This window comes from Breznakia pachnodae, assembly GCF_030814225.1.
GTDB classification, from domain to species: domain Bacteria; phylum Bacillota_I; class Bacilli_A; order Erysipelotrichales; family Erysipelotrichaceae; genus Breznakia; species Breznakia pachnodae.
The window spans coordinates 193,854-205,287 of the sequence record NZ_JAUSUR010000006.1; the positions used below are offsets into that span (position 1 = coordinate 193,854).

Sequence of the window (11,434 nt, forward strand, 5' to 3'; positions counted from 1 at the left end):
CCTTTTTGTATATTATTAAGTTTATTATATCCTTACTTCAGTACTTCTTTCAATTCTTTGTTTTCTATTTTATAGATTCTTGGTTCTATTTCTCTTAATAAATAACGATCATGTGTCGTAAAGATTAGACATCCCTGAAACTCTTTTAATAAGTTTGTAAGTACAGGTTTACTTAATGGAGATATATTACGGGTTGGTTCATCCATTACCAATACTTTAGGTTTTCGTAAAATAAGATAGATAATACATACCTTCGCTTTCTGACCTTCACTTAAATCTCGAATCGATTTTCCCATTTCCAACACAGTTAAATGAATTGATCCAAGATAATCCTGTACCTGATTCAATAGTGCATCTGTATTCGCTAATAGAAAGTCAATTGCACTCATATCGTAGTTTAGTAACTCATCATAATTTTGTGGCATATAGGCAAATTCTAATTCCTGATTTAGTAACTCTTGTCTGATTCTTTTTAACAGAATTGATTTTCCTGTACCATTGTTTCCAATTACTGCAACTTTATCCTGTCCATAAATATCAACTACTGCATCATGTACCAAAAGTTTATCAGCTACAGTAACATCTTCTTCGATATGAATTAGATGTTTACTAGGATGATAGGTATTCTGTTCCATCTTTAAGTTGATGGACTCTTCATAGGAATCAATAGAAAAATCCTCACTATCCATCCTTGACTCTATTCCTTTTACTGCACGCATTTTCTTTTTTAATAATCTTCCCATAAATGGCATCGAACGAGGCACCGTATCTTGTGCATAATTTACTGCATTCTTAATATCGTTGATATGGTCCAGTTTCTTCTTCTGCTCACGTTTACGCTTCGCTAACTGCTGTTTTTCATGTTCATATGTTTCGTCACGATCTTCTACATAATTGCCATAGGCATCATCTATCATCGTCCATACTGGTTTATTACGTTTGTTGCGTTGCTCCAAGTGAAGAATCCGGTCCGCACAATCGGAAATCAAATCAATATCATGTGAGATAAATAAGATTGCACATTTTAACTCCTTCATAAATCTGGTTAACCAATCAATGGTTTCCATATCAATATCATTGGTAGGTTCATCTAACAGTAAACAGTCTGGATGTTTTATTAATACTTTCAATAACTGTAACTTTACTCTTTCCCCACCACTTAATTCATTCATCTTCTGATCACGATAGATCAGTTCTTTATCAATTTGAATATCACTACATATTTTTTCATATTCTTCATACAAGTTATAATCCAATTCATCGTCTATTTCATCCCTAAGTAAATACTCATAAATAAAACATGCACTCCATTTGTTTTCTAAACGCTGAGCTAAATACCCAGCACAAATGAACTGCATGTCTATTAATCCTTCTATTTTTGCATAACCATCGATCATTTTAGGATCGTAGATTGCTTTTATTAACGTAGATTTACCATTACCTTCTTCTCCGATAACAGCAATTTTTTCATTTTTATTTAGTACAAATGACAAGTCATCAATTAACACTTTTGATGAACTATCACTTATGGTAAGATGTTGTATTTTTAACATAAAATTCCCCCTTTTTTCAAAAGGGATTAATAGACATGACATAACTAAAAAATATCATTCGATATTCAAATTGTATAATGTAACATCTATTTCAACATCTTATCACCACCGAAACCATTATAGCATAGCCTTTCTTTGAAAGTCTATCCTTTTCATTCCACTCTCTATATTAGCGTGATTAGTTATGTAAGAATGATGAGATTCTTTTATATAACAAAAATGTAACTGCTCCATTGATTCCTGCTTTCACAAGATTAAATCCAATAATGAATGGCATTAGATTCCAAACCGTATCTACATCTACACCCATGAACATTGGGGTAATAATCAGGTTGGCCCCAGTCATCACCAGCGCCATGGCGATTACGCCACACAGCAATCCAATGATTGCGCTCTTTCTTGTCTGTTGTTTATGATAAATCACTCCAGCAACCAACACTAAAGCACTGGTTGCAATAATATGCATAATAATTCCATACACACCACTAGCAGCACTTACCGTCAATCCTTGAATAACTGAAGTTGTTACTGTTAATACAAGACCAGCAATAGGTCCAAATGCAAAGGTTCCAATTAAGATTGGAATATCTGCTGGATCATACTCCAAGAATGGTACAGCTGGAAAGATGGGAAAGTGAATCAGGTATACTAGTGCAATCGATACTGCAATCAGCATTCCCATTTTCACTAACTTTAGGGTTTGTCCCTGTGTCGTATTTTTGTTTCCTTGTATGCTTTTTTCTAACATCGTTTTATTCCTCCTATTAATATTTGTGAAGAATCTGACAGAAAAAAAAGTCCTGAAATTATACATTTCAAGACAAAAATACTTATATCGTATTTCGTTTCTTTCATCCGGACTATACCGTCGGTATGGGATTCGAACCCATTCAACTATTACCATCATAATAAGCTCGCGGACTTACAGCATTGTATGCTGATCACCGCCGGTGAGGAATTGCACCTCGCCCTGAAACAGATTTTTCGCTTACATCATACCACTAAACTTTCTACTCTTCAATAGCGTTTCTATTATTTGAAGTATGATACATTATTTACATTTGGTTTTCTAGGTGAAACATCTTCATCTTTATAACCAATTACAACTGAAGTTAGTGGAACATATTCCTCAGGAATATTGAACTCATGTTTCAGATGTTTATTCTTCTCTTCAATAAACGCCAAAATAGGATAGAACAACCAACAACTTGAAAGTCCCATTGATTCTGCACTTAACACCATGTTCTGAATTGCTGCACCTGCATCAATTCCTGGACTTGATGATTCTTGTTTCGCAGAAACTAGAATGTAAGTTGGAGCTTCAAACAGACTGTGAAATCCTTCCACCTGTCCTAAGTCACTCAATCCTTCTACTTCTAAATCAATTGCTGCCTGTTTGGCAAGCACATTTAATTCATCTATCTTTTCTTTATTTTGAACAACTGTAAAAAACAAAGAATCTTCTTCAGAATAAGGAGCTAATAATCCTGCTTCTAAAATTGTTTCCAATTGTTCTTTTGAAATCTGATGATTTTTAAATTTACGTACACTACGTCTTTTTCTAATTACCTCTAATACTTGATTTTGCATAGAACCCTCTCTTTCAAGAACTAATATCTAAACCTAGTATAACAAATACTATATTATTTGTGTTATCTAGCAAATGAGAAATTTATTCGCCAGTAAAGTAATCAACTGTATCTTCTTCCATATAGACATCTGCTGATTCACCATGAACGATTACATTGATTTTCTTGCTGTCTGGATAATGAACAATATCTGGTGAATTGGTACTATCAATATCAATATAGGTAAGCATTTGTGTTTCAGAAGTATTCACAATCTTATGTACTCCCTCTTTTCCCTGAGGGCATACAATCACATCACCTTTACGAATAATATTTTCTTCTCCATCACCAATAAATAATCCCTGTCCACTAATAATATAAAATGCTTCGGTATTATTCACATGATAGTGGAATGGATAGGACGCTTTTAGTGGTGGTATATCATAAATACTTACATATAGCTGATCAAACTGATCACGTGAAGTAATCTGTCTTTTATAATATTCGTACTTCTCATGAGGTTTACGATGTACTCGCTCTACATCATTCTCATTCACAATAATTGTTTTTGTCATAATTTCTCCTATGCTGCTGAACTGGCTGCTGCAGCTTCACTGTCTAGACAAGCATCTACTACTAATACAATACATACACTCAACAACATATCATCTTTGTGCTCAATATCAAGTTCATAACTATCACCCCAGGTAAACCATTTCTTTGTCAGGTTCATAACTGGTTCACTACCTTCCACAATTCCATAGTTGTGCTCAAAGAAATCTCCCTGTAACATCCAGTCACTACCTTCAATTACATACTTTGGTTTAAAACTGAATTTCTTATGAACCGTAATTTCATCTCTACCAGGAATATTAATATAGTATCTTGGTCGAAACGAAAGTACCTTTTCCTCAATTGATGCAACTTCTTCTCCATTAGCATCAAATACTTTTAATTTCTTTCCTAATGAAAATACCTTTCCTTCTACAGTGTAAACAACTTCTTCATTTTCATCAGCAATCGTAAAACGATCTTTGAATGAGAATACTTTTTGTTTTATGTATAATTTCATAAGCTCTCTCCTTTTTTATTTATACATAGTATTTATAACTAAAACGATACAAACACTTAATATAACATCTTCACTTCTTTCAATATCCAATTCAAACTTATAATCCATATTTGCCCATAACTTACGAAATGATGCAACCATGTTATCTTCATTTGTTAAATCAAAATCACTCGTTAATGGATCTTTGTCTATCACCCAGTCATTTCCTTCAATAATGTAGTTTACTCCAATACCGAATTTCCGTTTAATCGCAATTACATCACTACCATAAATATCAATTGTACATTTACGTCTAGAAGTAAAATGCATTTCTTCAATACATGCAATTTCATTACCATCTATATCATATAATCGAATTTCTCTATCAGACAACGTTGCGTTTCCTTTTGCAGTATATATTACTTCTCTATTCTCATTTTCAAATTCTATTTTTCTCTTTAACGCACTGACAATTGCACCATCTCTTATCAACAATTTCATTTTATATCTTCCTACTAATTATATTCTAAAACTCAGGACGAATGATATCCAAAAGCTTAAACTTTTTATCTTCATATTCATATTTTAAAATCGTACAATTTCCAATACCATCCTTTAAAATTTTATCTGCTTCTTTTTCCCAGTGCATTAAAAAGTAAGTACTGGTTCCACTATGTGAAATTGCCAATACTGTTTCATGATCTTCTTTTTCCATAATATCAGTTAATGCATCGATTACGCGTTTTTCCATATCTTTTGCGCCTTCTCCACCATAGGGGATAAAGAATGTATCATAATCTTCTATTTTTTTAGGTTCTAAATAATCTGATTGACCTTCAAATACTCCAAAGTTAAATTCTTTCAATTCCTTTACTCTTGTATACGGCTGATCTCCAATAACCAATTCTAAAGTATCACTACTTCGCTCTGAAGTAGAACAATAATAATGGTCAAACGCTATCCCTTGCAAATATTTTTTCGCTACTTTTGCTTGATGAATCCCCCACTCTGTTAATGGAGAATCACATACTCCTTGAATTCTATTTAGTTTATTAAATAATGTTTCTCCATGTCTCATTAAATACAATACTTTTGCCATAACTACTCCTTTTTTACTTGATAGGTATATCATACCATTTAATGATATAAACATACAAAAAGCTTTATACTATTCATTCTATAAAACAATGAATATTTAGAAGAAAAAATTGAAATGGCAATAAACTAATAAACCAAATTGAATAGAATTTAGCTATTGATTTCTTGACAGTAGAGTCACTACTTGTTATTATATTTGCGAAAGTAATGAATAAATTATTTAGTATATTTATTATCTATATTACCTAAAAACTGTGCGTTTCGCTGCCGTTAAGTGTGAATTAAAAAGCTGTGTGTTTCGCTACCGTAAGTGCGAATTAAAAAACTGTGTGTTTCGCTACCGTAAGTGCGAATTAAAAAACTGTGTGTTTCGCTACCGTAAGTACGAATAAAAAAACTGTGTGTTTCGCTACCGTAAGTGCGAATTAAAAAACTGTGTGTTTCGCTACCGTAAGTGCGAATTAAAAAACTGTGCGTTTCGCTGCCGTAAGTGCGAGTTAAAAAACTGTGTGTTTCGCTACCGTAAGTGCGAGTTAAAAAATAACGAAAATGGGATTAATCGCCACTTGTGATTAATCCCATTTTTTATATTTTCAATTGTTTAATTTTATCTACAATATCTTTTAATTCATCATTTTCATATTCTTCTATTCTACCACTATCTGCTAATTCTCTTAGTTTCGGATCAAGTGGTACTCTAGCCACTGTTGCTATATCATATGTCTTCATGATTTCATTTGTATCATGTTCACCAAATATATAATGTTTTTTCTGGCAATCATCACAAACAAAATAACTCATATTTTCTACATAACCTAAAATATTTACATTCATTCTTTTCGCCATATGAATTGATTTCTTAACAATTGATTCTACCAGTTGTTGAGGTGTACCTACCAGAACGATTCCATCGATTGGTAAGGACTGAAATACAGTCAATGGAACATCACCTGTTCCTGGAGGTAAATCAATCAACATATAGTCTACATCTTTCCAGACAACATCACTCCAGAACTGTTTTACCATATTGGCAATAATGGAACCTCTCCAGATTACTGAGTCCGTTGCTTTATCCAACAACATGTTTGTAGACATAATTTGAATACCACTATCACTTACACCAGGTGAGATTACTTCTCCATTCCCTCTTGCTTTACCTTTAATACCAAACAAATGAGGAATGGATGGCCCTGTCATATCAGCATCTAAGATAGCTGTACGATAACCATTCTTCTGTAATGCAGTTGCCAGTTGTGCCGTAATGGAACTTTTTCCTACTCCACCTTTACCACTCATTACACCAATTACATGTTTCACATTTGAATACTTATTTAAATGTGCAGTAAACTTATTCTCTTGCATAGTAAAACCTCTTTCTTCAATATCTAATTATAATACTATTTTAAAAGAATTCATCTACAATTTACACATTCTGAAAATACTTTAAATTTAGTGTATATTCATTCTTTTTATTTGTGAAATAACCTTCTTCTTCCATCTTTCGTATTTCTCTAGTTAATGAACTACGATTAACACTCAAATACTTTGATAACTGTGTTTTATTATATGGCAACTGAACAGTTTCTTTCTGTTGCTTATAATAAAAGTATTTTAGTACTTCATAAATTCTTTCCTTAATAGTAGTCTTTGCAACACTTTCCAGTTGTTGTGTACTTTGAACATTATCATTTGCCAGTATATACAACATATTAGTCATAATCTTACGATTGTTCAATAACATAAAATCTTCGGTTGGTATCATTAGAACTGTGGTATCACTTAATGCAGTAAAATTAAAAATTGACACTGCATGTGGTGATATCGCAAATGCTTCTGCTACTAATTCATTCTTTTTTACAATATTAATAATTCGTTCACTTCCATCTAAATTTGAAGTAGTAATTTTTATTTCTCCACTCAACACGATGAAAATCACATCAATCCGTTCCCCTTCTTTATATAGAACTTCATCTTTTTGATAGTTCTTTAATGAAAAGGAGTTCAGTATTGTTTTTAAATTGGTTTCATCAATTCCTCGAAATAGAGGATTGTACTTAATTTCCTTTAACGCTTCCATATCTTTCACTCTTCTTTCCTTATATCCCATTTTATATATACGTTATATCACAGTTTTCTATATTTTTATAATAAAGTGCACAGCAAAAAAGTATCATTGCTGATACTTTTCGTTGTTTTATTCTACACTCTTTAATGATTCAATCATATCAATTTTCTTTAATGCATAATGCGATACGATATTTACAATAATTGTGAATCCAAATACGATAGCAAATGCAAATAGATAACTGATTGGTTTGATAACAACTGGATATGTCATGTATTCGTTCGCTGCTGCTCGTAATACAAAGAAATTCAGTAATGTACCTCCAACCAAACCAAATGCAATTCCAATTACACTTAGAATCATCATTTCACGGTTTACATATTGATCAACTTCACCATTATAGAAACCCAGTACTTTTAAGGTTGCAAGTTCTCGCATCCTTTCATTAATATTTACATTCGATAAATTATATAGAACAAGGAATGTCAGCATTCCTGATACCACAATTAAGATAATAATAACAAAGTCCATATTCTTTACACTACCTTGAATATCAGATGTTAAATTTACCGTAGTAACATTGTCATCTTCCAATATCTTTTCGGATAATGCACTCTCTTTTTTATTGCTAAGATCATCAGTATTTACTAATAGTACATTCGTAGTTGATGCTTCACCATATAATTCTTCATATAGATTGCTACTCATATACAAATTATGAGAAATGTATTGTTCTGCGATACCACCAATCGTTACTTCTTTTTCCACTTCATCAGCATCTTTAATCGTAACTGTATCACCAACTTTTAATGATAGTGTATCTGCCATTGGTTTGGTAAGAACAACCGAATCATCATCTACTTTTATTTCTTTTTTATCGCCACTGTTTCTTATATTAATATAATCAGAAATATCCTGATTATCATTCAATACCATAAGTGATACATCTTTTGAAAGGCCATCTGCTTCTAAAGAGACACTTTGTACATTCATTTCATAAATATCTTTGATTTCATCATGGTCTTCCAATTTATCAATCGTTGAATCTAATTCATCTGCATTGCTTATCCCAACCATCATTTCATATTTATAGATTTCTTCATATTGAATTGGTTTTAATTCAGAGATACTGTTATCTACTCCAAATCCTACCATAACCAGACTGGTCGCTCCACAGATCCCTACAATTGCCATCAAAAAACGTTTCTTATAGCGGAAAATATTTCTAAGGGTAACTTTCTGTGTAAAGCTTAAACGCTTCCAGATAAAGGTTATGCGCTCTAAGAACACACGTTTACCAGACTTTGGCGCTTCTGGACGCATTAAGGTTGCAGGTACATCACGCAGTTTTTTCTGACTTGCATAAATTGCCCCACCAACGATACATACCATGGAAATCGCAAAACCAAATAATGCCAGCATCCAATCATATTTTACTGACAATAATGGTAATACGTATTCATCCAGACAAATGTTTAAAATAACATTTGTTAGTAATTCAAATCCAACGAAGATTCCAATAATCGTTCCAATAATTGTTGCTAGAGATGCATACAGTACAAACTTACTTGCAATCTGCGATTTTTTATATCCCAGTGCTTTTAGTGTACCAATTTCTGTACGTTCTTCATCCACCATTCTTGTCATTGCAGTTAAACTCATCAGGGTTGCAACTGCAAAGAAAATTGGTGGGAATACGGTTGTAATATTATCGATGTTCTCTGCAAACACAATCCATGAATTATATCCATCGTTTGCTTCACTACGGTCCTGCACATACCATTTTCCTTCAGGTATTGCATTTTCTACTTCTTGTTTTTGTTCATCACTTAGCATTAAGGTACCTTCATAAGTATAAGGTTCTAATGCTTCATCTAACAGTTCACTTCGACGTGATTCAATTTGAGTTGTTTGAATCCCTTGAATATCTTTTAATTTACTATTTATTAAATCTTCATATTCATTACTGTCACTGGCAAGTTCTTTCGCTCCATCAACGGTAATATAAATTGAAGTATAGGTATCAAGATTAAAATTATCTTTATTTACATATAGAAAAGAATCAATTTTCCCTGATCCAAGTGTTGAATTCCCTTTATCATCAGACGTATACAAAGGAGAGTTTCCTAATCCAGTAATCGTTAATGTACGCTCATGAAAATCATCTTCATATTCATCAGTAATCGTTATTGTATCACCAATCTTTAGATTTTGAGCCTTGGCATATGCTTCTTCAATAATACATTCATCTTCATTAACAGGTGCTTTTCCTTTTACTAAATCTACTTTATTAATTTCATCGCTATATTCCATGGCATGAAATACTTGCTGTTCATCACCAATCTGAACCATAATATCCTGTTCATAGGTACCATAAACATTTACTCCATCCAAATCTTCAATTGCTTTTACATCATCATTACTTAACCCCAAAGTTGACATAATTTTGATATCAAATACTTCCTGGTCATCAAAATAATGATCCATCATATTTCGCATATTCATTCCAGCAGCACTAATCCCTACATAAACAGCAACTCCTAACATTGCCATCAGTAAAATTGATAAGAACCGCTTAAAGGTCTTTCTTATTTCACGAAAGGTATCTTTTTTTAATGCACTCTTCATACTACCACTCAATACTTTCTATTGACTGAGGATGTTCATTTAAACGAATATCCGAAACCTTTCCATTTTTAAATGATATGATTTTATCTGCCATAGGTGCAATTGCACTATTATGAGTAATAACCACAACCGTAATATTTTCTTTACGACAAGTATCCTGAAGTAACTGCAGAATCTGTTTTCCAGTATTATAATCTAGTGCCCCTGTTGGTTCATCACACAGTAAAAGTTTTGGATTTTTCGCAAGTGCTCTGGCAATTGCAACCCGTTGTTGTTCTCCACCAGATAACTGTGAAGGGAAATTATCCATACGATCTTTCAATCCAACTTTATGTAATACATCTTCTGGTGGCAGTGGATCCTTACAGATTTGAATTGCCAGTTCCACATTTTCTTTTGCGGTCAGATTTTGTACTAAGTTATAAAATTGAAAAATAAATCCAATATCTTCACGACGATATTTAATCAGTTCTTTTTCCTTCAACTTGGTAATATCTTTATTATCAATTAAGACTTCACCTGATGAAACTCTGTCCATTCCACCAAGAATATTCAACGTTGTTGTCTTCCCAGCTCCACTGGGACCAACAATAACAACCAATTCACCTTTGTTGATTTCAAAGCTAGTTTCATTCAATGCCTGAATGACTACTTCACCCATCTGATACTCTTTTTTTACTTTTTTAAATTCTATATATGACATATGCATACTCCTTCTTACTGTACACTGTGTTGATTATCTTACACTTGTTATATTATAATATGTTTAAGTGTTATCGGCAATCAACAAAACTGATTTATTTGAAAATAAATAGACACTTTTAAAAATACTGTTGATTAACTAGAGGTAAAAGATGGAAAAAGAAAAAATTGACCGCAGAGTACGTTATACAAAGATGATAATCAAAGATACCTTCTTTGAACTACTAAAAGAAAAACCAGTAACAAAAATCACTGTCACCGAAATCTGTGCTGCAGCTGATATCAACCGTGGTACCTTCTATAAATACTATTCTGACCCTCTTGATTTACTAAAAAAAATTGAAGATGAAATCTTTAAGGAAGTACTGGAAGCTACTCATAAATATTTTCAGGCACAAGAACAAACAGTATATGAGTTTTCACTTCATCTATTTAAATACCTAGAAGCAAATGTAAATATCTTTAAGATATTATTTAGTGAAAATGGTGACAGTAATTTCGTTCGTAAAGTATATTATGTAATGCAGGATAAAGTAATATCGGAATGGAAAAAACGAGGAATTCAAGGAGACAAAAAAACACTTGATTATGTTTTCTGTTTTGTAGCGAATGGCTCCATTAGTGTAATTCAGAAGTGGTTAGAGAATGATGTACAGGAAAGTGCTGCAGAAATAACAGCGTTTATTCATAACATTGGAGAATCAGGTTTTTTGTATTTCATGGATCATTCAAATATTTTTTAGAAAACGGCAATGCCGTTTTTTTATTT

Annotated in this window: 12 protein-coding genes and 1 riboswitch; of the genes, 1 reads left to right on the top strand and 11 read right to left on the bottom strand. The window is 32.5% G+C overall.

The window, feature by feature from the left end; genetic code table 11:
* Window positions 1-32: 32 nt before the first annotated feature.
* The 11 genes from J2S15_RS15530 to J2S15_RS15580 all read right to left on the bottom strand — a co-directional run bounded on the left by J2S15_RS15530 (window position 33) and on the right by J2S15_RS15580 (window position 10,666).
* The gene (locus tag J2S15_RS15530) at window positions 33-1,553 is read right to left on the bottom strand and encodes an ATP-binding cassette domain-containing protein (protein ID WP_307409972.1); all 1,521 of its coding nucleotides are present in this window, start codon (window positions 1,551-1,553) and stop codon (window positions 33-35) included.
* Window positions 1,554-1,731: 178 nt separating this feature from the next.
* Entirely contained in the window at window positions 1,732-2,301 is a 570-nt protein-coding gene (locus J2S15_RS15535) for an ECF transporter S component (RefSeq protein ID WP_307409973.1), read from the bottom strand.
* 91 nt (window positions 2,302-2,392) lie between these two features.
* A riboswitch (FMN riboswitch) is annotated at window positions 2,393-2,535 on the bottom strand.
* A 50-nt stretch (window positions 2,536-2,585) separates the two neighbouring features.
* Window positions 2,586-3,143 (bottom strand): nitroreductase family protein, encoded by a 558-nt coding sequence (locus tag J2S15_RS15540; RefSeq protein ID WP_307409975.1) that lies wholly within the window; start codon window positions 3,141-3,143, stop codon window positions 2,586-2,588.
* 82 nt (window positions 3,144-3,225) lie between these two features.
* On the bottom strand, window positions 3,226-3,696 hold the full coding sequence (locus tag J2S15_RS15545) for a cupin domain-containing protein (protein ID WP_307409977.1): 471 nt from the start codon (window positions 3,694-3,696) through the stop codon (window positions 3,226-3,228).
* Window positions 3,697-3,704: 8 nt separating this feature from the next.
* On the bottom strand, window positions 3,705-4,193 hold the full coding sequence (locus J2S15_RS15550) for an LURP-one-related/scramblase family protein (protein ID WP_307409979.1): 489 nt from the start codon (window positions 4,191-4,193) through the stop codon (window positions 3,705-3,707).
* A gap of 15 nt (window positions 4,194-4,208) precedes the next feature.
* Entirely contained in the window at window positions 4,209-4,673 is a 465-nt protein-coding gene (locus tag J2S15_RS15555) for an LURP-one-related family protein (protein WP_307409981.1), read from the bottom strand.
* Window positions 4,674-4,698: 25 nt separating this feature from the next.
* On the bottom strand, window positions 4,699-5,271 hold the full coding sequence (locus J2S15_RS15560; protein WP_307409982.1) for a histidine phosphatase family protein: 573 nt from the start codon (window positions 5,269-5,271) through the stop codon (window positions 4,699-4,701).
* Window positions 5,272-5,855: 584 nt separating this feature from the next.
* On the bottom strand, window positions 5,856-6,632 hold the full coding sequence (locus J2S15_RS15565) for an Mrp/NBP35 family ATP-binding protein (RefSeq protein WP_307409984.1): 777 nt from the start codon (window positions 6,630-6,632) through the stop codon (window positions 5,856-5,858).
* Between the two features lie 61 nt (window positions 6,633-6,693).
* Window positions 6,694-7,347 (bottom strand): Crp/Fnr family transcriptional regulator, encoded by a 654-nt coding sequence (locus J2S15_RS15570; RefSeq protein WP_307409986.1) that lies wholly within the window; start codon window positions 7,345-7,347, stop codon window positions 6,694-6,696.
* Between the two features lie 117 nt (window positions 7,348-7,464).
* Complete coding sequence (locus tag J2S15_RS15575) at window positions 7,465-9,963, bottom strand: ABC transporter permease (protein WP_307409988.1); 2,499 nt, start codon at window positions 9,961-9,963, stop codon at window positions 7,465-7,467.
* A gap of 1 nt (window position 9,964) precedes the next feature.
* Window positions 9,965-10,666: an ABC transporter ATP-binding protein gene (locus J2S15_RS15580; RefSeq protein ID WP_307409990.1), complete on the bottom strand. Its 702-nt coding sequence runs from the start codon at window positions 10,664-10,666 to the stop codon at window positions 9,965-9,967.
* Between the two features lie 151 nt (window positions 10,667-10,817).
* On the opposite strand from J2S15_RS15580, the gene J2S15_RS15585 reads away from it, so the two are divergent.
* Window positions 10,818-11,408: a TetR/AcrR family transcriptional regulator gene (locus J2S15_RS15585; protein ID WP_307409992.1), complete on the top strand. Its 591-nt coding sequence runs from the start codon at window positions 10,818-10,820 to the stop codon at window positions 11,406-11,408.
* Window positions 11,409-11,434: the final 26 nt, after the last annotated feature.